Here is a 24,343-nt window from a genome sequence, read left to right as displayed (position 1 = left end):
GCAAAAAGCACCAAAAAATCTTAAAAATCTGGTAAAAATCTGGTAAAAATTTAAGTAAAAATCCAAACAAAAATTTAAGGAAAAACTAATGCCAAAAACGCCAAAACCAAAAAAACAAAACCCCAATCAAAAATCTAACAACATTTTGCAAAACAAGGATTTGCAACCAAACTTGCAAAATCCCAAAAAACTTGCCAAACAAAAATCCGACAAACAAAATCCTGCCAAACAAAAATCTGCTAAACAAAATCCTAAAGAGCAAAATCCTGAAAAACAAAATCTTGCAAAAAACGATGAAACAAAAAGCACAGATTTTGCCATCGCTTCTTTTGAGCCCACGCAAGCGGGATTTTGGGACATCATCAAAGAGGATTTTGCTACGCCAGAGCAAAAAGACCCCGCCCTAAAAAATCCTATCGAATTGTTTTTTAATTATCCGGGGGTTGTAGCGTTGTTTCATTATCGATTTGCGCATTTTTTGTATGTGCGGGATTGGAAAATCTTGGCAAGAATCATTATGGGATTTGCACAATTTCTCACAAATATCGATATTCACCCCGCTGCGCGTATCGGTAGGCGCGTGTTTATCGACCACGGCATAGGTGTCGTCATAGGCGAGACAGCAATCATAGGCGATGAAGTAACGATTTATCAAGGCGTAAGTCTAGGCGGAGTAAGCCTAAAACGCACCAAACGCCACCCTACCCTAGAATCTGGCGTGGTGGTGGGAGCTGGAGCAAAAGTGCTAGGAGACATCACAATCGGTGCAAATGCCAAAATCGGCGCAAATTCTGTGGTAGTCAAAGATGTGCCACGCGGTTGCACGGCAGTTGGGATTCCCGCTAGGATTTTGACACCACAAGACAAAAACGAAAACAACGAAACACAAAGCCAAAATCTAACCCAAAATCTCTCAAAAAATGCAAAAACCGATATAGATTCTAGCACAAAATCTAGCGCGAAATCTAATGTGGATTTTGGGCTAGAATCTAGCGAGATTTTAGAAATGGACACGCGCACAAAACTACCCGATGTCAGCAAAAGCGCGTTTTTATACTTGCTAGAACGCATTGAGATTTTGGAGCAAGAAAAAGCACTGCGAGAAGCGCAAAATGAGGGTGGGCATAGTAATGATGGAAGCGATTGTGAGGAAGCACTAGAAGAGCTAGCAAAGATGCGCAAAAACCTAGAAAAACGATATGAAAAATATATCGCTGCTTTTAAGGATTAGGTTTTTTTTTGGGTTAAAATTTTTGATACAAACACACAAAAACTATTTTGATATAATTTAAGGACACAAAATGGCAAGAATAGATGAGCTAAAAGAAGATTTATCATATCTTAAATTTTGGTTAGGTATTGATGTAGCTGTGATTTTGGGTATTTTGGGCTGGGGCTTTACAAACTATGAAAAAATAAGCTCATTTTTAATATGTCTTAGCTTAATAGCACTTGTATTTTTGCTAATTGTGCTATATTTATTAAACTGCTTTATACGGCAAAAAATCAAAGAAATAGGAAAAATATAAAGGAGCGACATTATGGAAATCGTATTTCAATGCGTAGGATTTTTGGTAGTGATAGCCATCGCTGCGATAGGTTTAAAAAATGGCATAGAAATGTCTAAACCTAAAGATTAGTTTATAAACACAAACAAGGAGTCCAAATGCACAAAAAATCTAAAATCAACAACGCACAAAATCTAGCCACACGCATAGAAAAAAACGCGCATAAGCACATAAACAAACGCATAGAAAATGCGCTAGCAAAAGGCATAAAATCTATGTTGCTAGCAGGATTTTGTATATTTGCCACTAGCCACGCAACAAACGCCCAAAATCCACAGCAAGAGTTAAGCAACAAGATAAATGGCGATTTAAAAGAGGGCAGGGATTTTGTCGTGCTAGAAAATCCTATCCCAAACGCCCAAAATACGATAATAGAAGTGTTTAGCTATTCTTGTCCGTTTTGCTATCGGTATTCCAAACATTTGCCAAATCTCATAAAATCACTCCCTGAAAATGTCGAGTTTAAGCCCTATCATCTAAGCAAAAAAGGCGATTATGGACAGCTTGCTTCGCAAGTCTTTGCCGTGCTAATCTTTAAAGACAAAAAAGCAAATATCCCCATCACAGATGCGGAAAAATCCCATTTTTTCAAAGCGCAAAAAGCCTATTTTAATGCCTATAATATCAACAAAGAGCGGTGGGGAGGGGGCAAAAATCCACAGGCATTTTTACACACGGGGTTAGATTCTGCGGGGGTAAAGCTAGATGATTTTTACGCCACATTGAAAGAAAAAGAGGTCGAAAAGATTTTAGCCTCTTGGGAGGCTAGCTATGGCGTGGCTACGATTCAGGGCATACCAGCATTTGTGGTAAATGGCAAATATTTGATTTATACCAAGTCCATTCATTCGCTAGAAGATTTAAAATACAAAATCATCGAATTGCTAAAAAAATAAAGCGATAAAAATGGCTTTTAGGGCTTATTTTTGGTTTTTTTGCGCGTTTTGTAGCTTTTTTCTTGTGGGGATTTCGCATTTATTTTTTCAAGGCTATTTGTTTATGCAGCCCTGCGAGCAGTGCGTCTATATTCGCTATGCGTTTGTTGTTATGGGATTTGGTGGGATTTTTTTGGGGATTAGCGATTTTTTATCCACGCGAAAATCTAGCCAAAATATGCGACAATCTAACGCTCTAAATAAGCATAATATTAAACATAAACATATCACACATAAACTTATCTTGCTAAGCAGGATTTTAGGCTTTGTTTTAGGATTTTATGGGAGTGTTAGGGGGATTGCATTTTCGTGGGTGTTGTTAAAAATTCATCGCGCGCTAAATGTTTTTGATGATTTTGATATGGAATCTAGCGAGGCGGATTTTAGCCAAAAAAATCTTAGTGAAGTAGATTCTAAAAAAACAAATCTTAGCCAAACGGATTTTAATAAAGCAGATTTTAGCGGTGTAGAATCATTTGGGGATTCTAGTGATTTGCAAAATCCATTAGACAATGAGTTAAAAAATGAGTTTTTTGAAATGCTAAATTTTTTTGAATTACCAAACTTCTTTGGTTTGTCAAACTTTTTTGGTTTGTCAAATTTCTTTGGACTACAAGGTTGCTCTATGCAGCCTAGTTTTGATTTTGGTTTGCCACTTGATAGGTGGTTGCCTAGCGTGTTTGCTCCCACAGGGGATTGTGGGCAGGATTTTGCATTGCCACCTAGCGATATTGCGCTATCCCCTTTGCAAGCGTATTTTGTAGAGCTATATTCGCAGGGCTGGTATTTATTGCCAAGCGCAAAATTTGGCTCTATGGCAGAGTGTTGTTTGCTAGCGTTTGGGGTGGGATTTTTGATTTTTTGCGTGGCGTTTGTTCACACACTGCTAGCGCGTATATTTTTCTCTAAAAACGCAAAAATATGCTAAAATCCACACAATTTTTTGGCATTTCTCACAACCACAACACTTCAAAATCTACCAAAAGGAGACTTTATGAAAATCCTAGTCATACAAGGACCAAATCTAAATCTATTAGGACACCGCGACCCTAGAATCTATGGACCGCTAACCCTAGAGCAAATCCACGAAAATATGCGTGCCTTTGCCAAGCAAAACAACTTTGAATTAGAATTTTTCCAAAGCAACTTTGAGGGCGAAATCATCGACAAACTCCAAGAATGCGTAGGAGGCGAATATAGCGGAGTGCTTATAAACCCAGCTGCTTATGCGCACACTTCCATAGGCATAGCCGATGCGATAATGTCGTGTGGCGTGCCTGTGGTAGAAGTGCATATTAGCAATATTTTTGCTAGGGAGGATTATCGCAAAGTGAGTTATAGTGGAGGGGTTTGCGCAGGCGTGATAACGGGATTTGGCGCGTATGGGTATCATATCGGGCTTATCGCGCTAGGGCAAATCATAGGCGAGCTAGAGGCTTTCAAAGCACAGCAAGAAGCCCAAGCAAAAGCCTCCGCAAACCAAAACAACTAAAATCAAAAAATAGCCAAAATCAAAAAACAAGTAAAATCTATGTCAAAAAAAACGCCCCCGCAATACTTCATCACGCAAGATGAAAGCGCGCAATATTTTGAGGTGGGGTATAGCTGTGATAATGCGATATTATTGCGACTAGGCAAAGAATGCGTCTTTATCACGGATTCTCGCTACACCACAGAAGCTAGAGAATATCTAGCAAGTGGCGTAGAGCTAATCACAAGCAACAACTTGCTAGAATCCGCCATAGAGGTTTTGGCAAAATCAAACATAAAATCCCTCAGCTTTGATAGCAATCAACTTAGTGTTAGCGCGTTTGAAAAGCTAAAATCTACATTGCAAATAGAGCTAAAATCTACGCCAAACTTTCATCAACTTTTGCGTATCAAAAAAACCGACCAAGAAATCGCCCTAATCAAAGAATCCCAAACAAAAAATAAAGACGCATATAAACGATTTGCAAATATCATAAATGAGATTTTGAGTGGCAAAAATAGCGCGTATAAATTTGTCCAAAAAGGGCAAAATCTATGCGAAAAAGAGCTTTTTGCACTCGCTAAAATCGTGCTAGAAAATGGCGGAGAATATGATTTGAGCTTCTCTCCCATAGTCGCTATCAATGAAAACGCTGCCAAGCCTCACGCACTGCCAAGCGATAAAATCTTGCAAAATGGGGATTTGCTACTTTTTGATGCGGGGATAAAATACAAGCGATATTGTTCAGATATGACGCGCACGGCAAAGATTGATTTTGATACAAAATCTAATATGGATTCTAGTGGCACAAATTTTAGCAAGACGCAATATTTTAAAAACAAAGAATTGCAAAAAATCTATGACATTGTGAAAAAAGCGCAGGAATTTTGCATACAAAATCTACGCGCTGGAATGAGTGGCAAGCAAATAGACGCGCTTGCAAGAGGGGTAATCGACAAAGCTGGTTTTTGCAAATATTTTTCACACAGCACGGGGCACGGCATAGGGCTTGACATACACGAGCAGCCCTTTATCTCCGCTAGAAGCGATACTATCATAGAAGATGATATGGTGTTTTCTATCGAGCCCGGAATCTATATCCCCCAACATTACGGCGTGCGGATTGAGGATTTGGTCGTGGTAAAAAATGGCAGGGCTGAGATTTTGTAGTTTTTAGATTTTTGTGGTTTTTTGATTTCGTAGTTTTTAAAATTTTGTGGTTTTGATTTTGCAATGTTTTTAAAACTTGCTATTTTTACGCGCTTTTTGCTTTTTTTTTGCATTGTTTTATTTATACATTCTCATAAAAATCCTTAAAACCCCCCAAAAAATTCTAAAAAAATCCAAAAATTCCCCAAAAACTTTCAAAAACTTCCAAAAAATTTCCAAAAAAAACAGACAAAAACTCCAAAAAAGACACTAAATGGACACTATCTGTCTAGTAAAATACGCATAATTGCATTACCAAAAATCTAAGGAGTGCAAAATGGCGTATAACAAAGAATGGGCAATGCGACAACGAATCCTAAGGAAAAAACAAATGATGCACGAACTATCTCTACAAGAGCAAGAAGCGCAAGAGTCGCAAAATCCAAAACAACCACCAAAAGTCCTACTACCCAAAAAAGAGCTATGGGCAACGCACAACGCAAAAGTCATAACCCTTACGATAGCGCGCGAATTTGGAGTGTCTTATATCACGGATACACATTGTTTTTGCGACCTTTTTGAAGACAACATAGCAGGGATAAGGAAGATTAGCGTTTCACTAGCGTTAAAACTTTTAGATTCTCATTATAGAGAATTTTGCTATCCATCATTTACAAAAGCAAATTTTGCCCTTTTGCAAAAAGAGATGGATCTTAGCCCTGTGGAATGCGATGCTTTGGCGTATATGTATTGTATGGCAGAGAATCGCCATAGTTCTTTTTATGATAAAAGGATAGATTTCTATATGCACACCACGCTTATAAGACGCATTTTTGGACATAGTCTAGCCGCTATCAAATCCATTTTTCAGCAAGATAACAGGCTAGTAAAAATGGGCTTTGTAGAAATAGATAAGTTTTGTAATAGAGATTTTTGCATTGGCAAGGGGCTAGATTTTATATTTACCATGCCACTTTGCATAAATACACTTATAAAAGAGTTTGGCTACAAGCCAAATCCTAGCCGACTAACCATAGAGGATTTTGACTATATGGACAAAAAGCTAAATCTAGTCCTAAACTACGCCAAAAAAGTCAAAAACGCCTCTATACTATTCTACGGCAAGGCAGGCATAGGCAAAAGCGAGCTAGTAAGCGCGATAGCCAAACATCTAGGACGCGAAGTCATCTGCGTAAAAAACTCCATAACCGACAATCAAGACACCAAAGCCATATATCGTATGAGGGCATTTGCTTCTTTGCAACATATTTTAAAAAGCGATAAACATATCGTGTTTTTTGATGAATGCGAGGATACGATATGCTATGACGCCCTAGAGCGCAAAGCAAGCATAAACACGATGCTAGAAAACACAAAAGTGCTAAACTTTTTTGCGTCAAATTCTTATGATATGGATTCTGCGTTTTTGCGGAGATTTGACATCGTGTGCGAGATAAAAGCCCCACCCAAAAGCAAAAAAATCGCCATCATAAAATCCACCTTGCAAAAAAGCAAAATCACACTTAGCCAAAACCTACTAGAAGCCGTAGCGACAAATGACAACCTAACGCAAGGCAACTTGCTAAAAAGCGCGGAGGTCGCAAGTAAATTTGGCAAAAAAGACGCACAGCAAGTCTTTATAAAGTGCATAAACGAAACCCTGCGTGCCAAAGACAAACCCGTCCTAAAACCCAAAAAACAAAAACAAACAAAATCTAGCGCAATGCCTTATAGTATGGAGCTAATCGAATGTGGCACGGATTTGCTAGCCCTAAGCCAAAATATCAAAAATCTATGTGCCAAGACACAAAAACAACAAAATCCGCTACACATCGCCAAAAAAGAAGCAAAAAAAGCGGGTAAAGAATTTGATAGGGATTTTTTGCTAGATTTTAGCGATACGCCAAAAAACAGCAAAAAAACCAAAAAACTATCAATCCAAAATGCCCCCTGCGGGATACGAATCCTAGCCTATGGCATAGCAGGCAGTGGCAAAAGTGAGTTTGCCAAACAGCTATCAAAAGAATGCAACAAAAAGCTACTAAGCTACAAAATGAGCGATTTGCTATCAATGTTTGTGGGAATGACAGAAAAAAATATCGCCAGAGCATTCAAAAAAGCCAAGATACAAAAAGCGATACTCCATATCGATGAAATCGATAGCATAGGCTACAACCGCCAAAATGCCACTCGCTCGTGGGAGCGCACGATTGTAAATGAGCTACTAACCCAAATGGAGGATTATGAGGGAATCTTTATCGCTACTAGCAACCATTTAGATTGCCTTGATAGCGCGATTTTACGGCGGTTTGATAGCAAGATAGAGTTTAAACCATTGCGTGGCGAGAAGCTAAAAAAAGCATTTGCAATGTATGCAAAATATTTGGGGCTAGAATCTAGCACAAAATCTAAAATGCACGATTTTACTCCCCACGCACAAAAATCAAGCACAAAATCTAGCAAGGATTTACAAGGTGGCAAAAAATCTAGCACGCAAGATTTTGAGGGCATTTTTGCAGTTGTAGAAAATGAGCTAGAAAAGCTAGAAAATATCTGCTTTGGGGATTTTGCGCTAATCGCTAGAGAAGCGCGATTTGCCCCGCTAAAAACAGCGCAAGATTTATTAGCCAAACTCCAAGCAGAATCCAAAATCAAAGACATCGGCAGAGGGAGTGCAAAGGTTGGATTTTAGGTTTTGATAAAATTGCAAGATAGATTTTGGGTTAAATTTGGCTTGTGTTTTGCTTATTAGATTTAAAAATCAAATGCGATTTTAGGGTTTGATTTTGCGATATTAGATTTTATGATATGAGATTTTATGATACAAGATTTTGCGTTTGGCACATCGCCATAAAGGAATAAGATGGATAATGCAAACCAAGCAGAAGCGATAACAAAAGAGCGTTTTGAATCTTTTATGTTTGCGCTAAAAGTTTTTTTAGCGCAAGCGAAGGAAGCAAAAAAGCGCGGAGATAATGATTATAATCCGTTAAAAGCTGTGCAAAAAATCGATAATGAAGTCAATATGCACAGCGGATTTTTGCATTCATTGCTTGATACAAATGGCGAGCATTATCAAGACGACTTGTTTTTGTCGTTGTTTTTGGATACTTTGAGTTTAAAAAAATGGTTTGGCGATACCAAAAATGCGCAAGTTTTAAAAGAGCATAAACATATTGACATTTATATCACTAATGACGAAAATCATATCATTATCGAAAATAAAATTTGCGCAGACGACCAACCAAAACAAATAGCGAAATATATTGAATCTATACACGATGAAAATTCTAATGAAAGTGTAAGCTATGAAAATATCGCTGTGGTATATCTAACACCATTTCCAAGAAAGCCTGAAAAAAATAGTTTGGGCGAATGGGATAAAAGCTATCTTTTTGATGAAAAAGGCAATCAAATAAAGTTTGAAAAAATCATTAAAGAACAATTTGATGAAAAAGCTAAAATTTATTTTTTAGATGAGGAAAAAACACTGCGCTATCAAAATCCTACTTACAAAAAGGATATTTTAGAATGGATAAAAAAATGCCAAAGCAAAAGCGGTGTAGGCAATATCACAAGCCTAAATTCTGCGTTGGAATTTTATAAAGACATAGTCCAAATCATCACAAAACAAAAGGAGAACAAAATGAACATAGTGGATTTTCTAAAACAAGACAAATCTTTGGTGTATTTTGACATAGCCCAAGAAATTATCAATAAAAAAGAACAAATAACGCAAGAATATAATAAGGCATACTTTTCAAAAACATTTGACAAAGAATCCAAAAATCTAAAAAATGAGGTAGAAAATCATCAAGAAAAATACAAGGATTGGAAAATACTATTAGAGGAAAAAGAATGCGAGAGATTTTGCTCAAAACCAGACACAGATTGGTGGAAAAATATTGTGGTTTATAATGAGAAGTATGAGGAATCAAAGCAAACTTTTCGTTTTATGTTTGAAGCAGAGCAAGGGGTGTGTTTTGGTGTGAGATTAAACATAAGAAAAGATAATAATAATATAAACTTTGTGGATAAGTATTATAGTGGTAAAAAAGTTAAAGAACTGCACGATAATTTTTTGCGCAAAGAATTTCCTAACATAAAATTTGATAATTATGGGTGGTTTGAAGGTTGGCTTGGTTCTAAAAAAATAGGCTCATTTAAAGATTATTTTTTGGATAATTATCAAAAAGTCAATGAAATCAACGAGTGGCTAAAAGAGCAAGAAAAGGATAAAAACTCAGACATCGCCAAACTTGCAAAAGAAATAAAAGACTACAAAATAGAATCATAAAGCCACCAAATCCAAAAGGAAGTAGCCAAATGCAAAAAATCCAAACCCCTTTTGCAAATGCCAAAATCGCGCGCCAAAACTATATCTATGAGCGACTAGCAAATGCGAGCAAAGCGCAACAGCGCGTAAGTATCACGCAGCTAGCAAATGACCTAAGCGTATCTACCAAAACAATTTCACGCGATTTGAATGAAAATCTAAGCCAAATGGGCGCGATAAAAATCGGCAAAGGCTGGATACTAGATGAAAAATACGCCAAAGATACCCTAAATAGCCAAGAAAAAATCACCATATCCGTCCTAGATAATCTAGCAAAATCCGTAGGCGAGGTTTTCTACCATAAAGCCCATAGTTTGCTAGCTAGCATTTCATCGCGGTTTTCTAGCCCTATTTTTGCGCATTTTAGCGCGGAGGATTTGCGCGAAAATGATTTGGCAAATTTTGCCCTGCTAGAATCTGTGATAAATGACAAAGAGCAAATCTCTTTTATCTTTCACGCCAAACAATACAAAATCGAGCCTTTGAAGCTGGCGTTTTTTGAGGGGTTTTGGTATTTGCTAGGGTTTGATATTAGCAAATCTAACAACAAAACTTTTAAGAAATTTTATCTAAAAGATATTAGCCAAATTACGCGATTAAAAACGCATTTTGAAATCACGGCAAATATCGAACAAAGGCTAGAAAAAGCAAATAATGTGTGGTTTAGCCTAGAAAATCCATATCAAGTCCAACTGCTTATCGACAAAGAAGCGGCAAAGTATTTTTTGCGAAAACCGCTAAAAGGGCAACAAAATCTTGGCACAAACCCTGATGGCTCGCTAGAAATCACCCTAGAAATCACAAACCAAATGGAAATAATCCCGCTAATACTTTATTATATCCCACACATAAAAGTGCTAGAGCCAGAGCATTTGCGCGACTCTGTGAAAAAAATCGTGCAACAATATTTGAGCGAAATCTCATAGATTTTGGCTTTCAGTCGTTTTTTTTGTCGCATTTTTTTTGGTGTGTTTTTTGGGGGCTTTTAGTAGTTTTTTTGGTGCGTTTTTTTGGATTTTTAGTAGTTTTTTTAACGCGTTTTTAAGCTCAAAATCTTATAAAACTTTTTGATTGATAATCCATATTTATCGATAGCCAAAAAATTTATCAATAATCAAAAAAATCTAAAAAAAAACGCATTTTGTAAAGATTAGATTTTGCATCTGCCAAACACCATTTTAAAGATACTTAAAAAAGGTTATATATTTTTTTACCTAATATGATTTGAAAAATGTCAAAAATTTGTGAAAAAAAAATATAACAATGGGTAGATTTGATACATTTTAAGACTGCAATGTTACAACTATGATTTTGTGCAAAAGCTCAAAGAATAAGCCAAATAAATTAGTAAAATAGCACAGGCTTTGCAAAAATTATAATCCATAGAAGCCATAAACAATGGATTTGTAGGACTTGTGCGCACACCATATATATGAACAAATATGCAACACTAAAAATTTAAATTTTATTGTGATATTTTTGTAACCAAAACCAACTAATTATATTGAATATTCTTTTTTATGATAGTTTAAAACACTTGCGCAACAAAAATTTTGCGCGCTATAAAATTGTGTTTGTGTTTTTGCAATTTGTTTAAATTCCGTTTTTTTTTTTTTTTGTATTCTAGCCTTTTTGATTTTTGTAGAAGCAAAAACTACAAATAAGGATTAAAAATGTGTAAAACAAAAGAGCCTATCTTACGCTCATATAAAATGATAACTGATAATGGTGGCGCACCAAACGCAGCAAGTGGAATCCTAACACTTGCAATATGTAAAACACCTATGAGAAGCGTAGCTGAAATGGGCGAATGGATAGCTGGATTCACCTCTTCTAAACTAGATGGCTCACAAGTGGGGCAGGAAAAACTAATCTATCTTGCAAAGATTGAAAATATACTCTCTTTTGCAGAATATTATCAACAATATCCACAAAAACGCATAGAAAACAATAAACAAGGAGACAATATCTACAAGCCTAATAGCAATGGTAGCTATGAGCAAGTGCCAAATGCTTACCATAATGATGAGTGGAATTGTCAAAACGACACACAAACAGATAGAGTGCTAATTTTTGGTGAGTTTTACTACTTTGCTCCAAATACCCGCTTAGTGCTTCCTAACGAACTAAGACCAGAGCTAAAAATACCGCAAAAGCAAGCAAGATTTGGTTATATTACCAAAGATTCTAACATTGTGTATCGATTTATCGACTTTGTGCGCGACAATAAAGATAAGTGTCAAGCATATAAAGATGAGAATGGCACAAATGGTGGTAGCGGATTAGTGTTTAGCAATAATGTGTGTAGCTCTAAATGCTAGAGAATTTACAAATGCTAAAAAAATATTAAAGATAAATAAACATACAAACAAAACTTAAGGAGTGCAAAATGTAAGTAATAAAACATAAAATACAAAGTCGGTTTAATAGCGTTTTAGTTGTTGGTTTGCTATATTAGTAGATATGTTATTTAACTGAAATGGCAGAGCAAACATTGTTTAGGGCTTGATATATGGTATTCAAAATGTAAATCCTAATTTGAATTGCCACAACATTATCAAGCAAATATTGATTTCTTAAAGAAAGGATTACAAATGCAAGGATTAAATGGATTAAAAAGATTGTTACAAAGTAGCTTAGTAGTATTATGTGTGTTGGGTTTTTATGGTTGTGATAATGTTGAAAATGTGGGAAAATCCCCTATCGAAGTTCGCATAGAAGGAAAATCAATTTGGGGACATGAAATTACTGCGGTGCATATAATATCGCTGGTAGATTCTATTACAATTAAAGATATGTTTGCAAATAGAGGAAATTGTATGCTTATCGAGACAGCTCCCCACAACAACAAAGAAAGAGAGCAAGAAATAAAAAAAGAATATTTTCCCTTTCCGCTAAGATTTGGTGATTCTGGAGAACGATGGTTTGGTTGTGAGGCTCATACATTTAAAGAAATTAAAATCGTTACAGATAAAGGAACTTATGACTTTAGTCTCTAATTTAATTTGGCTCAAAAACCCACTTTAAGTAATTTAAAAAGGTGGGTTAGAATATGATAAACTTCCATTAACAACAAATATATCGCTACATTTTCTTGGGATTTTTGTAAGATTTTCGGAGGCAACATATCTCACCAAAGTGTAAATAAAATCATCACAAACATTAAAATCTTAATCGCAAAAAATGTGAAAAAACTTCAAAAATACAAGGCGAGTTTAATGAAAGTAATTTTTTTAATAAATAGATTTCTGGGTGCAAAGCGAGTAAGAAACAAAAAATAGCGTGGAACCAATAAAAAACACCTGTGTTTTTTTACTTCGTCTAAAATCTTGCAACGCAAGCGGTGAAATACTAAAACAAATGAGCAAGTCTATGCCCAAATAGTGCAAAATTGTTCTGCAAGTGAATTGTTGTCCGTTTTATTGGATTGTGCAGAGTTAGAACCTAGTATTATTTATAGTGATGCTTGGAGGGCTTATATATTTTTTCTATTCTTAATTGCACACAAAAATTTTTCATTTTGCCACATTTAAGCTTTTTGTAAAAAATGAAGCATCCAAGCAAGACAATGTAGTTTTTTCTAAATAACACAAATGCGCAAAATCATTTGGATATTTCGTTTTCTACAAAATATCCAAAAGCAAAGTAAAAAACACTGCGACAAAATCTGTAAGAAGTTTATATAGCAATGCAAACAATAATACCTAGGCGTTGCATATACACATACCATCACTTTTTAAGATTTTTTTGCCATACTGCGAAGTCTTGGCTGTGATTTTTTGCCATTGTTTGGCTTTACCTCAATCACACTAGCAGAATCCAAAGCCCTTTGTGGCAATATCATTCTATCAAGCGGGGCATTTGTCGGCACCATAGGCAAGACATTTTCAAACCTATCTATTACCACATCAATAATGCAAACTTTTTTAGAATCTATTGCCTTTTGCAAAGTGGGGATAAAGTCCTCTTTGCGCTCTATGCGAAATCCTACCGCCCCAAAAGATTCTGCTAGGGCTACAAAATTAGGTTGCAAACTCAAATCCGTGTGCGAAAATCTATCTTCATAAAAAAATGTCTGCCATTGTCGCACCATACCCAAATAGTTGTTATTTAGCACGATATTTATCACGGGGATTTGGTTTTCTACGCAAGTCATTAGCTCTTGGATATTCATCAAAATGCTACCATCGCCGCTAATGTTAAAAATATGCTTTTTTGGGCTAGCAAAATACGCACCCATAGCAGCGGGCAAGCCAAAGCCCATAGTCCCTAGCCCACCGCTTGTAAGCAACTCTCTAGGCGCGCTAAAAGGATAAAACTGCGCTACCCACATTTGGTGCTGTCCCACATCAGTAGAAATGATAGCTTTGCTATAAAAATGTTTGCCTAGCTCTGTGATTATCCATTGAGGTTTTATCGTAGTGGCAGAATCATTAAAAAACAGCGGATTTTGCTCTGCATATTTTGCCAAATGCGCTCGCCATTCATCATAATTTGAAGCATTTATGGGCGTTTGTTTGCGCTCCGTATTTTTACCCCCCAAATCGCTAGAATCTAGCAACGCCAAAATCTCTTTGCACGCTAGCTTTATGTCTCCAACTATGGGGAAATCTATGTCGATTATTTTGCCAATGGAGCTTGGGTCTATGTCGATATGAGCGATTTTGGCATTGCGCGCAAACTCGCTAACCTTGCCCGTAACCCTATCATCAAACCTTGCCCCTAGCGAAATAAGCAAATCACACTCGCACATCGCCATATTTGCCGCATAGCTTCCGTGCATTCCTACCATTCCTAGCAAAAATGGGTTGCTAGATTCTAAGCAACCGCGCGCCATCAGTGTCTCAACGGCTGGAATCCCTAGCGTTGAAATGATTTGCTTTATCTCGCTATGCGCTACCCCTAGCACTGCGCCCCCGCCTATGTAGGCAAGCGGTTTTTTTGCCTCGCTTAGCGCGTCTAGTAGTTTTTTTACCTGCCTAGAATTTGGTTTTAGTGTGGGTTTATATGAGCGCAGGGAAACTTCTTTTGGGTAGGCAAAATCGCCAAATTTTGCCGAAATGTCTTTAGGAATGTCTATCAGCACAGGACCAAATCGCCCGCTTTTTGCGATATAAAAGGCTTCTTTTATGATTCTAGGCAAATCTTTTATATCTTGGACTAAGTAGTTGTGTTTGGTGCAGGGGCGAGAGATGCCAACCGCATCGATTTCTTGGAATGCGTCTGTTCCGATTTGGCTTGTGGGGACTTGCCCGCTGATAACCACAAGCGGGATAGAATCCATATACGCCGTAGCGATACCTGTAACGGCGTTTGTAAAGCCCGGACCTGAAGTGATGATAGCCACGCCTACATTGCCACTAGCGCGGGCGTAGCCATCTGCGGCGTGGATAGCGGCTTGTTCGTGTCGCGTTAAGATATGGCGAAAATATTGCTGTTTGTAGATTTCGTCATAGATATTTAGCACAGCCCCACCCGGATACCCAAAGATGACTTCCACGCCCTCTAGTCGCAAGGCTTGTATTAACATTTGTGAGCCATTTAGTGTTTTTGCCATTTTTTATCCTTAGTTATTGTTTTGAGTTGTGTTTTTGGGTTGTTGTTTTGGGTGTTTTGGTGTTTTTTGCGTATGGTTTTTTTTAGGCTTTTTTGTGATTTTGCTAGGTTTTGTTTGTGAAAATTGTCTTATGAATTTTTTTAGATTTTAGATTTTATATTTTTGTAAAAAAGTTTTTTTTACAAAAATTTTTCACAAAAACGCGTGGCAAATTTTTAAAAAACTTTTTCTAGCAAAATCTAGCGCATTCTAGCGATAGGCTTTCTAAGCGGATTTCGCGCTATTGTCCCTTTGCTTCAAAAATCGCTTTTATTCCATCTTTTTCTAAGACTAGATTTTTATCTTTGATTAAAAAATCCACAACGCTATCTGAAAAAAGTTTTAGCAAAGTGATTTCTATCTCCATAGCAGATGGCTCGCAAAGCATTTTTGTAGAGCCTGTGGAGGAAGTTTGGATTTTGTTTTTTTGGATTTTTAGATTGCCAAAAAACAAATTGCACCCCGCATAGCCATTAAACTTTTGGTCTTCTATGGTGATAAAGACTTGCTTTTCGCTATTTGTCGGGTCGATAGGGTTGTCATCTACGCTTAGGGTTATCAGATTCCAAGTATTGTAGATTTTTGTGCCCTCTTCCTCACAGCCACTCATAAATAGCCCGCATAGCGCGATACTTGTAAAAATAAAAAATATTTTTTTCATAATGTATGTTCCTTTTTTATAGATTTTGATTGCTTGCGTTTTGTTTGCAAGTTGATTTTTTAGCGCATTTTTTACTTTTATAATGTGCCTATACTTGCGTATTTTGCCTTAATCTAAGATTTTAGACTCATATACAAAATCTAGCAATGCAAACAGCACAAAAACAAGAATCTAAAAAACGCTTTTTTTCAAAACGCACTTTGCAAGCACACTATTTGCAAACAGGCATTTTGCAAAATCTATTTACAAAAACGCTATTTGCAAAATCTACTTGATTTTGATAGTTTTAGTCGCGTTTATTCGCCGATAGGTTTTCTAGGGTAGCAAAATCGATACCCTCTTCTGCGCACCGTCTCTATCGTAGAGATATTTAGCACTTTGTCCATTTTTTGACGGATTTGGTTTATCGCCACTTCAATGACATTTGGCGTAACAAGCTCTGGCTCTTCCCATATCGCATCTAAAAGCTGTTCTTTGGATACGATTTGGTCGCGCTGTCTTGCGAGGTGGGTTAGCACTTCAAAAGGCTTGCCTTTGACTTCAATTTCCTCTCCCTTGTAGGTTACGCGCTCTTCATCGGGGTTTATTATCAAATCCTCTATCTCTATCACGCTAGTCCCAAAAAATCTAAGCCTAGCTTGAATCCTAGCCAAAAGCACCGAAAAATCAAATGGCTTTGACAAAAAATCATCTCCGCCATTGTTAAACACTGCGACTTCTTGCTCAGGTCTTGCCTTGCTTGCTATGATGATGACAGGCACGCGTGGATAGCGAGCTTTGACTTCTGTGAGTAGCTCTATGGCATTGCCATCTTTTAGCTTGTAGTTTGCAAGCACCAAGTCATAATTGCGAATACTTATATAATACACGCCATCTTTTAGACTCTCTGCTATGTCGGTTTGATACCCATTTGTGTTGAGAGAATCGCTTAGTGTCTTGCTAAGTGTCGCATCTTCTTCTACTACCAAAATCCGCATTTGAAACCTTCCTTTCTTTGATTATGTTTGATTGCTTTGCCTTTTGATTAGTGTTTGTGGGATTAGTTTTGTGGCTATTATCCCAGCAAAATCAATACAGCTTTGTATTGATTTTAATCGGTGGATTATAACAAAGTTTTAGGAATTTTTCAGCTAATTTTTATGAAATTTTTATAATTTTTTAAAGTTTAAATAAGTTACAAATGCGACAAAGATTTTGCCAACATATAAACTTAACTAGCCTAGAAGTCGCGTAAAATCGTATTTTTTCGCTATTGTTTTAGAATCTATTGCACTAGATTTTAGATGTTGTTTATCTTTTTTGTGGCAAATTTGTGGCAAAACTCGCCCCAGCCAAACGGCTTATAAAGTTTGGCTAACGCATTTAAGTTGAATTTGATATAAACATATATCTTAGTCCATCTTTATGCGTTGCTCTTGTTTTTACTCCGTCTAGGTTTTCTTTGCTAGTTGCTTTTTCTCTCTCAAGTGCTAGCAAGAAAACCTTTTTTATTTTGCTTTTTACTTCTCTTTATTTGCTTTGATTTGCTTTTTTGCAAGCAAAATCTACTTCGTAAATCGCTAAACCTTAAAAATCTGCATAGTCCCAAAAAATACCCCCCTACTAAAAATCATACCTTAGAGTCAGCCAATAGTTTCTAGACGGCAAGATTCGCTGATATTGATTTGTGTAGTTTTGATTGCTGTTAAACAAAATCGGGTCCCAAAAGTTCGTATCTAGCAAGTTATTGATAGCAAATGTCGCAGCCAAGCCAAAATCAAATGTATAGCTTAATGCCAAATCCACTATTTGATAATCTTTGTAAAACTTGCCAATCGCCCCGCGCACGCGGTTATTTCCTGCGGTTTGGTTATTTGGCGCAGGGATAGGTGTGGGCGTTTGAAATTTTCCAGTCCAGCGTAAAAATGCCTCAAAGCCACCGATTTTATAGCTAGGTTTGATGACAAAGCTATGGCGTGGGATTAGATTTAGCGGTTCGCCTTTGTAGTAGTCTGCATACGAAGTAGCCCCGCTTCTTTGCGAAGAGCTTAAAATCTCCGTGTAAGTGAAAGCATAGCTCATATCAAGCCCGATTCCATAATAAATCGGTTTGAGTTTAAAGGCAAGTTCCGCGCCCGTTACAAGCGATTTATCGACATTTAGCACCCTTGAGCAAGTAGAATCGCTCGTGCAAGTGTTATCTGTATATGGTTGCGTAGAGACTTTGTCGCGAAAATCTGTGTAATATCCTGTAAGCGTTAGATTTGTGGATTCAAAATCAAAAATCGCGCTTAATTCATAGTTCCAGCTTTGCTCAGGCTTTAAGTCTTTGTTGCCTAGTGTGCCTGAATTATCCGCTGTCATATTCCACCCATCATATAGATAGCTTAGTTGCGGGACAAGCACACCGCTTGAGATTCCCGCCTTAAAAGTTAGCCAATTTGTAGGATTGACATTGACATAAAAGCGCGGATTTGGCACGGCTATGGATTTAAATTTATCACTATAATTTAGTCGCAATCCCAAAGTCGTGGATACATATTCGTTGATTAGATATTCGCCCTCGCCAAAAAGTGCGACTTGGTGCATATCCATTTTTACGCCATTAGATTTGCGCCAGAGATTTTCATAGAGATAATATAGCCCACCATTAAAGATGATAGCCCCCGCCCAATCCAAATCAAAGGCTTTGTTGTAAGTGGTTTGAAAAACTGCGTCTTGATTGATACTTGCATTTTCCCACGCCACAGAGTCGCCCTTGTTTGCGCCAATGCTGACATTATTATGCGAAGCCCAAAGCGTGGCAGAGTATTGCACATAAGTATTTAGTTTGCCCCAATCATAGTTCGCATCGTGGTTTAGCACAGAATTTACTTTGTAAAAATCGCGGATTGCTGTGATTTGATTGCCAGAAGTGTTTAGTGAGCCTACACGGGCAAAATACGCTTCTGCGTCAAAATAAAGGCTATTGTGTTCCTCAGGCGTGTAGTTAAAGCGAAATCCAGCATTCCAATTTGTAAAGCCCGTAGATGAATGCGTGGCATAGGGGTTTGCGTAAGGGTTTGTGGTTGCTCCACCACCGCCTCCCCCGCCACCACCGCCTCCGCCTGTGGCAGCTTGTAATCCCGCAGGTTTATAAAATCTATTGTTTTCGCCATATTTATAGCCACCGCGCAAATTTAGCGATAGCACTTTTTCTACTAATGGCGTGGTTACATAGGCATTTATGCCATAGGTATTTCCAAAAATATTGTGGTGTTCGGCAAGTTTTGTATCTATTTGCACACCTGCGGTTACTTTGTCCGTGTGCTTTTTGGTGATGATATTGATGACGCCACCCATCGCATCGCTACCATAAATCGTAGAAGCGGGTCCGCGTATGACTTCGATTCGCTCTATCATCGATGGCGGTGGCATATTTGAGTTTAACGCCTCGCCAAAACCATTTGTGCTAAATCCTTGCGCGACATTTTGCCGTTTGCCATCAATCAAAATCAGCGTGTAGCTAGAGCCAAGCCCACGCATAGAGATAGAGTTGCCACCTGTTTTTTGCATCTCTACTGACACGCCGGGCACATCTTGCACTACATCGCCTATGTCGCGAATCGGACGGCTCATAATCTCTTCTTTTGGGATAATGCTAATAGTCGCAGGGGCGTTTTTTATATCCTGCTCATAGCCACTAGCAGTTACCACGACTTTGTCTAGTTGCTTTGCGTCTATGTTGTCGTATTTGCTATCATTTTCCCACTCTTTGTCCGCGTTTTTGGTTAGTTTGTTGTATCGTTTGGATTTTTTGGATTTGGCAGAATCATTGCTTTTTGATTCTGCTGATTTGGTGGAGTCGCTTTGTGGATTTTGCGAAGAATCTATCGAGGCGGAATCCATCGAAGCAGAATCTACAAAAGAGGCGGATTGCGAATTGGATTGTGAAGCAGATTGTGAGCTAGATTGCGAAGCGGATTGTGGATTAGCAAAATCCGTGCTAGATTCTTGCGAAATATTGGAATTATCACTAGGGGTGATTATCGTGCTATTATCGCCCCCCCCCCCATTAGAATCACTAGAATGTGGCTTGTTTGGAGTGGCTACTAGCATACTAGAGAAGGCAAAAATGCTAGCAAGCGATAAAGTAATCTTGCCGTGTCTATCGTGCTTTGTAGCGTTTTTGTGCTTAGAAGTTTTCATTTGAAATCCTTTCGACATAAAATAGTGGCTTTTGTAAATAGTGATAAAAATACAAAAGCGAATCGCAATCATAATAAAACAATTTTAATAAAAATCTTAAATTTTAATAAATTGGTAACTATTTCTAAAAATTATCAAAAATGCTAAAATAATGAGAAAAAATCGTTTGATTACAAAAATGATAAAAATAGAAAAATTTTTGAATGTTGTTGTTTTAGATTTTGTATTTTTGGTTACTTTATTTGCTTAGTGTAGCAATGATTGCCTAATTATTTTCACACATAGGGGGCGAAGTATCCATAAGGCTAATCGCTAGATAAATCTAGCATTTTCACGCCTGCTTTTTGAATGATTGCTAAATCGCTTTTTTGCCACTGCCCTAGCCCACGCTTCACAGATTCTATCACGCAGTCTATCCCGCCTGCTAGCGAAAAAAGCCAATATTTATGATAATAAAGCCATTCTAATTGCTTCGCTTTTAGCCCCTCTTCATCTTTGGTGTAGGTGGCGACTACTTTGGCTATGTCTAGCTCTTGATGAAATATATAAGACTGAATGGCGTCTAAAAAATAGTTGGTAAATTTTACCTCGCTAAAAAGGGATTTTACCCCCTCGATTTGCTCGCTTATCTTGGCTAATTTATCAAAATCTATTTTGTCTAGCTGCCCTTTTTTGTTTAGATTTTCTACCCTCTCTAGCTCTTTTACTAGCCGTAAAAACACCGCTTCGATTTTCTTTTTTTGATTCTTGCCATATTTGATGATGTCTAGGCATTTTTTGTAAGCCAAAATGATATTTTTCTCGCTCATTTTTTGGCTTGGGGTTGCTAGATTTATCGCAGATTTTGGAGCAGGATTAGATTTTATCATTTCACACACTTTGGAAAAAGCAATCTCTTTTGTGCCATTTATACGCGCCCCGCCCTCTGTGGAATTTATCACTTCCATTTCTTTTGTGCGGGCTATGTCTTTTTCAAAAAAATGCAAAAATAGCTTCCAAACCTTGCTTGTTTCTACCTCGCCCCCACCGCCGTATTTTTGTATCATTATGCCCTGTTGTTTGTATTGTTTTTCTTTTGTGCCATAGATAGCATCTTGTGAATGCGTGCGTCCATCTTGCCCAAAAGCTAAATCCTGCCCGATAAACACACATCGCTTAAACTTCGCACCCATTGCGATTTCATACGCCATATTTGCAGCACTCATTCCTATGCCCAAATAGCCATACTCGTGGAATCCAAAAAGGCTTGTATAGCCAAAAGGGCGGAAACTAAATTGTTTTATGCCATTTGTTATGGCATTTTTTGTGTCATTATGCACGATGGAAGTAAGGCAAAAAATCACCCCCTCTTGCGCTTCTTTTGGCGTATCGGTGTAAAATCTAGCACTCTCTTTTACGCGCTCTAGGCTTATGACAATATCTGGTTTGATTCCGTGCTTATGCAGTATGGGGAAGCTCGCATCGACACAAAGCAAAGTCGCATAAGGCGCGATAGATTTTAGCAAGGGGAGTTGCTTATGCAGGCTAGGTCCTGTGGAAATGATAATCGCCGTGTCCCTGCCCGCTAAAGCGCGATATAGCTCATCGACATTTGGCGAGCGCAAAGAATCTGGCAAATTGATAATATGGTGCAAAATGCCTATGAGAGAATCTTGCGCGTCATTTCCCACACTCACTACTGCTTGCTCTATTGCTTTGATAAAATAACCATTGATTCGCAAAATATCATCTTGATATTTTTCATAATAATTACAAGATAGCAATAAATCATAGGTTTTGACAAAGATTCTAGCATATTTGTTGCTATCAAAAAGAGAATCTATGCGGATATAATTTGCCTGCGGAGAGTGGATAATCACTAGCTTTTGGGATTGCAATTCGCTTGAAAAATCAAGCAAATTTAGCACGATAAAAATAATCTCTAATTCTGGCTCAAACACCACTATGCGCTGTCTTTGCTCATTAAAAAGTAGCTTTAAAAGCACGCCATTGCCAAGCCCATACATATACAAAAATGGATAGTAAGAATAGCCTACTAAATCCGTATTTTTTTGCATTATCTCATCGATGGGTTTTGAGAGATACATTGGAGTCGGTATTTTGGGAGTCGGTATTTTGGGCGTTGGGATTTGTGGATTTTGGATTTTGGGGACTAGATTTTGGGCTAGATTTTGGTTGATTTTAGTTTCGTTATTTGCAGTTGCGTTATCAGCTAGATTTTCGGGGGTATTTTCGCCTTTGTCGATGATATTGTAGTTTGCAGGGTCGCTATCCATAAAGACTTCATATTTTTCATTTGGCTTGCAGTTTGTGAGTGCGTAAAAAAGTGCGGGGTCTATTTGGCTTAAGATAGAGAGATTTTTTGCAAATACATTATCTTTCATTCGCGTGCCTTGTTAGATTTTACTTTGTTTAGATTTAGGGATTTTTAAGATTTTGGATTTTGCGGACTTGCCATTTGATTTGCTCCCCTGCGCGAAATGGAATCACGCAATCGTTTGCAAAATCTTGCAAATCTTCTTTGCTAGCAAAATCTATATTCGCTTTTTTTTGCTCGCTTATGCCATCACTTATACGCACGGCGTTTGGGATAGTAGATTTCCCCCTCTCTAGCGTGATGACTTTGCGTGGTAAATGTATAAAATGTGATTCTAGCCCATAGATTTTCATCGCATTATCACTCACAAATGCTTGCAAATTTTCTAACGCATCGTGAGAATCAAAAAACTCTGCTAATTGTGCCAAAAGATTTGGCGCGCTAAAAATCCCCGCCGCACCTTGCGTGAACTTAGCTTGCAAACTATGCGGAGCAGAATCTGAACCAAAGCTAACTTTAGGATTTGCATTTAGCGCGTAAGAGGCTAGTGCCTCCCTATCAACCACGCGCTTTAGCACAGGTTTGCAAAAATAATGAGGCTGCAAAGCACCTCCCACAAGGGCGTTTATATCAAGGGTAATATGGTGCATAGTAAGCGTAGCATAAATATTGCTAAACTCATCTAAGAGGGGCAAAGAGCGGTGGTCGCTAAGATGCTCAATGATGATTTTTAATCGCGGAAAATGCGAAGCGATATAGGCAAAAATCTCTCCAAACTCATATTCACGCTCAAACGCCTCCCCCGCGCTCTCCCCGTGGATACAAAGGATAAATCCAAAATCTTGTGCTACGCTAAAAATATCTAGCATTTGCTGGCTTAGAATCGATTTTATTCCATTCTCACTACCCGTAGTCGCACCTTTTGGGTAAAGTTTTAAAATCTTACAATCGTTGTTATTGCCCTTTTTGTCGGTATGTTTTGCGCATTGTTCTAGCTCATTTGAGCTAAGATTTTGCGTGATATATAGGGCTAAAAATGGGGAAAAGTTTTTGATAGATTCTCTCAAATCTTGCGAAGTGTTAGGATTTTTGGTTAGTGATTCTAGCGCGTCTAAAATCCGCTTTTTATACGCAAGCGCGGATTTTAGGCTATCGATTGGGGGGTTTAGATTTGGCATTATCACCGCTCCCACAAACTCACTCGCACTAAACCCAAGCACCGATTTTAGCATAGCCCCATCGCGCAAATGCAGGTGCATATCAAGCGGATTTGTAAGTGTGATGTGCATATTTTTCCTTATTTGTGGATTTTTATGCTTTTGTTGCAGTGGATAATGACAAAAGCACAAAATCTTAAAACCTAATCCAAACGATAAGTGATATGAAAGCGAATAAGCGTTGGTTTTTGCGGGCGTGGGTAGTCTTTGAACGCTATGCGAATGGTTTTTGTAGAATTTTCATCAAGCAATTTAAATTTGGAGCTACGAAGTAGTCTAAGCCCCTGTATATCGCCATTTGGAAGCAAATAAAACTCTACCGCATTTTCGCCCTGCTGTCCTAGATAGCCCGCTGCTTGAGGATATTCTAAATAGCTTTGAGTTATGCGAGCGATTTCGCGCAGATTGTTTGTTATAAAATCTTTTTCTACACTACCCAAATCCCCCCATTCGCGTCCATATAGCTCGTTAATCGCACGCGAAGTGATTCTATCTCTGCCTTTGGAGGTTTGCGCTGGGGCTTGTTTTGGCTCTCTTAGGGATTGGTAAGTTTTTTTGGATTCTTGTTTTTCTTTTGGTATAGGGACTCTTTTGCTTTGTCGTTGCTCTTTGAAAGTAGATTCTTGCATATTTTGATTTACGCTTGGTGGAATGGGAGGGGTGGTCTCTGGGCTTGCGATAGATGGCGGAGGGGTGCCGGGCGTATTGTCATTTTTGTCAAAACTATCGCCTCTTTTTAGAAACAAAATATTATCTAGCTCGACTTTGTGGAGTTTTGGCTTTTTTAGTTGCTCATTGATAAACCACAGCATAGCCACTATGGCTATGTGCAAAATCACAGAAAAAAGAAAAGATAGCCAAAATCTATCTTGGGTGTTGTATTCTACGCTAAGGGCATTTGCTTGTCTCATAATTGATTCTCATTT

The 24,343-nt window shown here is 37.9% G+C and carries 18 protein-coding genes; 11 read left to right on the top strand and 7 right to left on the bottom strand.

Annotated elements, in window-relative coordinates; all coding sequences use genetic code 11:
- Positions 1-88 precede the first annotated feature (88 nt).
- The 11 genes from cysE to ACWIUO_RS02465 all read left to right on the top strand — a co-directional run bounded on the left by cysE (position 89) and on the right by ACWIUO_RS02465 (position 12,458).
- Positions 89-1,231 carry a serine O-acetyltransferase gene (cysE, locus tag ACWIUO_RS02515; protein WP_454176366.1) on the top strand — a complete coding sequence of 381 codons (1,143 nt, stop codon included), beginning with the start codon at positions 89-91 and terminating at the stop codon, positions 1,229-1,231.
- 70 nt (positions 1,232-1,301) lie between these two features.
- A complete protein-coding gene (locus ACWIUO_RS02510) occupies positions 1,302-1,529 on the top strand; it encodes a hypothetical protein (protein WP_454176365.1) in 228 nt (75 codons plus the stop codon).
- A 137-nt stretch (positions 1,530-1,666) separates the two neighbouring features.
- Complete coding sequence (locus ACWIUO_RS02505) at positions 1,667-2,464, top strand: thiol:disulfide interchange protein DsbA/DsbL (protein ID WP_454176364.1); 798 nt, start codon at positions 1,667-1,669, stop codon at positions 2,462-2,464.
- A 10-nt stretch (positions 2,465-2,474) separates the two neighbouring features.
- The gene (locus ACWIUO_RS02500) at positions 2,475-3,431 is read left to right on the top strand and encodes a disulfide bond formation protein B (RefSeq protein WP_454176363.1); all 957 of its coding nucleotides are present in this window, start codon (positions 2,475-2,477) and stop codon (positions 3,429-3,431) included.
- Between the two features lie 66 nt (positions 3,432-3,497).
- Positions 3,498-3,995 carry a type II 3-dehydroquinate dehydratase gene (aroQ, locus tag ACWIUO_RS02495; RefSeq protein WP_454176362.1) on the top strand — a complete coding sequence of 166 codons (498 nt, stop codon included), beginning with the start codon at positions 3,498-3,500 and terminating at the stop codon, positions 3,993-3,995.
- An 18-nt stretch (positions 3,996-4,013) separates the two neighbouring features.
- Entirely contained in the window at positions 4,014-5,144 is a 1,131-nt protein-coding gene (locus tag ACWIUO_RS02490; protein WP_454176400.1) for a M24 family metallopeptidase, read from the top strand.
- Between the two features lie 316 nt (positions 5,145-5,460).
- The gene (locus ACWIUO_RS02485; protein ID WP_454176361.1) at positions 5,461-7,815 is read left to right on the top strand and encodes an AAA family ATPase; all 2,355 of its coding nucleotides are present in this window, start codon (positions 5,461-5,463) and stop codon (positions 7,813-7,815) included.
- 171 nt (positions 7,816-7,986) lie between these two features.
- Complete coding sequence (locus ACWIUO_RS02480; RefSeq protein ID WP_454176360.1) at positions 7,987-9,420, top strand: PDDEXK-like family protein; 1,434 nt, start codon at positions 7,987-7,989, stop codon at positions 9,418-9,420.
- 29 nt (positions 9,421-9,449) lie between these two features.
- Entirely contained in the window at positions 9,450-10,385 is a 936-nt protein-coding gene (locus ACWIUO_RS02475; protein ID WP_454176359.1) for a helix-turn-helix transcriptional regulator, read from the top strand.
- Positions 10,386-11,132: 747 nt separating this feature from the next.
- Positions 11,133-11,780: an Nmad2 family putative nucleotide modification protein gene (locus ACWIUO_RS02470; RefSeq protein ID WP_454176358.1), complete on the top strand. Its 648-nt coding sequence runs from the start codon at positions 11,133-11,135 to the stop codon at positions 11,778-11,780.
- 273 nt (positions 11,781-12,053) lie between these two features.
- A complete protein-coding gene (locus ACWIUO_RS02465) occupies positions 12,054-12,458 on the top strand; it encodes a hypothetical protein (protein WP_454176357.1) in 405 nt (134 codons plus the stop codon).
- 737 nt (positions 12,459-13,195) lie between these two features.
- Here the strand turns inward: ACWIUO_RS02465 and ACWIUO_RS02460 are convergent.
- The 7 genes from ACWIUO_RS02460 to ACWIUO_RS02430 form a co-directional block, all read right to left on the bottom strand.
- Positions 13,196-15,016 (bottom strand): acetolactate synthase large subunit, encoded by a 1,821-nt coding sequence (locus ACWIUO_RS02460; RefSeq protein WP_454176356.1) that lies wholly within the window; start codon positions 15,014-15,016, stop codon positions 13,196-13,198.
- Positions 15,017-15,296: 280 nt separating this feature from the next.
- The gene (locus tag ACWIUO_RS02455) at positions 15,297-15,716 is read right to left on the bottom strand and encodes an META domain-containing protein (RefSeq protein WP_454176355.1); all 420 of its coding nucleotides are present in this window, start codon (positions 15,714-15,716) and stop codon (positions 15,297-15,299) included.
- Positions 15,717-16,012: 296 nt separating this feature from the next.
- Positions 16,013-16,693: a homeostatic response regulator transcription factor HsrA gene (gene hsrA, locus ACWIUO_RS02450; protein WP_454176354.1), complete on the bottom strand. Its 681-nt coding sequence runs from the start codon at positions 16,691-16,693 to the stop codon at positions 16,013-16,015.
- Between the two features lie 625 nt (positions 16,694-17,318).
- Positions 17,319-19,883 carry a TonB-dependent receptor domain-containing protein gene (locus ACWIUO_RS02445; protein WP_454176353.1) on the bottom strand — a complete coding sequence of 855 codons (2,565 nt, stop codon included), beginning with the start codon at positions 19,881-19,883 and terminating at the stop codon, positions 17,319-17,321.
- Between the two features lie 305 nt (positions 19,884-20,188).
- Complete coding sequence (locus tag ACWIUO_RS02440) at positions 20,189-22,267, bottom strand: motility associated factor glycosyltransferase family protein (protein ID WP_454176352.1); 2,079 nt, start codon at positions 22,265-22,267, stop codon at positions 20,189-20,191.
- Positions 22,268-22,301: 34 nt separating this feature from the next.
- Entirely contained in the window at positions 22,302-23,489 is a 1,188-nt protein-coding gene (gene pyrC / locus ACWIUO_RS02435) for a dihydroorotase (protein ID WP_454176351.1), read from the bottom strand.
- Between the two features lie 71 nt (positions 23,490-23,560).
- Entirely contained in the window at positions 23,561-24,328 is a 768-nt protein-coding gene (locus ACWIUO_RS02430) for an energy transducer TonB (protein ID WP_454176350.1), read from the bottom strand.
- Positions 24,329-24,343 lie beyond the last annotated feature (15 nt).

Source organism: Helicobacter sp. T3_23-1056, assembly GCF_053654535.1.
Note: the sequence above shows the minus strand (reverse complement) of the source record. Positions and strands in the feature narration are given on the sequence as shown.

Excerpts from the sequence above, each read along its gene's own strand:
- ACWIUO_RS02510 (WP_454176365.1), top strand. The coding sequence starts at position 1,302 with ATGGCAAGAATAGATGAGCTAAAAGAAGATTTATCATATCTTAAATTT.
- pyrC (WP_454176351.1), bottom strand. The coding sequence starts at position 23,489 with ATGCACATCACACTTACAAATCCGCTTGATATGCACCTGCATTTGCGC.
- ACWIUO_RS02445 (WP_454176353.1), bottom strand. The coding sequence starts at position 19,883 with ATGAAAACTTCTAAGCACAAAAACGCTACAAAGCACGATAGACACGGC.
- ACWIUO_RS02480 (WP_454176360.1), top strand. The coding sequence starts at position 7,987 with ATGGATAATGCAAACCAAGCAGAAGCGATAACAAAAGAGCGTTTTGAA.
- ACWIUO_RS02505 (WP_454176364.1), top strand. The coding sequence starts at position 1,667 with ATGCACAAAAAATCTAAAATCAACAACGCACAAAATCTAGCCACACGC.
- ACWIUO_RS02475 (WP_454176359.1), top strand. The coding sequence starts at position 9,450 with ATGCAAAAAATCCAAACCCCTTTTGCAAATGCCAAAATCGCGCGCCAA.
- ACWIUO_RS02440 (WP_454176352.1), bottom strand. The coding sequence starts at position 22,267 with ATGAAAGATAATGTATTTGCAAAAAATCTCTCTATCTTAAGCCAAATA.
- ACWIUO_RS02460 (WP_454176356.1), bottom strand. The coding sequence starts at position 15,016 with ATGGCAAAAACACTAAATGGCTCACAAATGTTAATACAAGCCTTGCGA.
- hsrA (WP_454176354.1), bottom strand. The coding sequence starts at position 16,693 with ATGCGGATTTTGGTAGTAGAAGAAGATGCGACACTTAGCAAGACACTA.
- ACWIUO_RS02430 (WP_454176350.1), bottom strand. The coding sequence starts at position 24,328 with ATGAGACAAGCAAATGCCCTTAGCGTAGAATACAACACCCAAGATAGA.
- ACWIUO_RS02500 (WP_454176363.1), top strand. The coding sequence starts at position 2,475 with ATGGCTTTTAGGGCTTATTTTTGGTTTTTTTGCGCGTTTTGTAGCTTT.
- ACWIUO_RS02485 (WP_454176361.1), top strand. The coding sequence starts at position 5,461 with ATGGCGTATAACAAAGAATGGGCAATGCGACAACGAATCCTAAGGAAA.
- ACWIUO_RS02465 (WP_454176357.1), top strand. The coding sequence starts at position 12,054 with ATGCAAGGATTAAATGGATTAAAAAGATTGTTACAAAGTAGCTTAGTA.
- ACWIUO_RS02455 (WP_454176355.1), bottom strand. The coding sequence starts at position 15,716 with ATGAAAAAAATATTTTTTATTTTTACAAGTATCGCGCTATGCGGGCTA.
- ACWIUO_RS02470 (WP_454176358.1), top strand. The coding sequence starts at position 11,133 with ATGTGTAAAACAAAAGAGCCTATCTTACGCTCATATAAAATGATAACT.
- cysE (WP_454176366.1), top strand. The coding sequence starts at position 89 with ATGCCAAAAACGCCAAAACCAAAAAAACAAAACCCCAATCAAAAATCT.
- aroQ (WP_454176362.1), top strand. The coding sequence starts at position 3,498 with ATGAAAATCCTAGTCATACAAGGACCAAATCTAAATCTATTAGGACAC.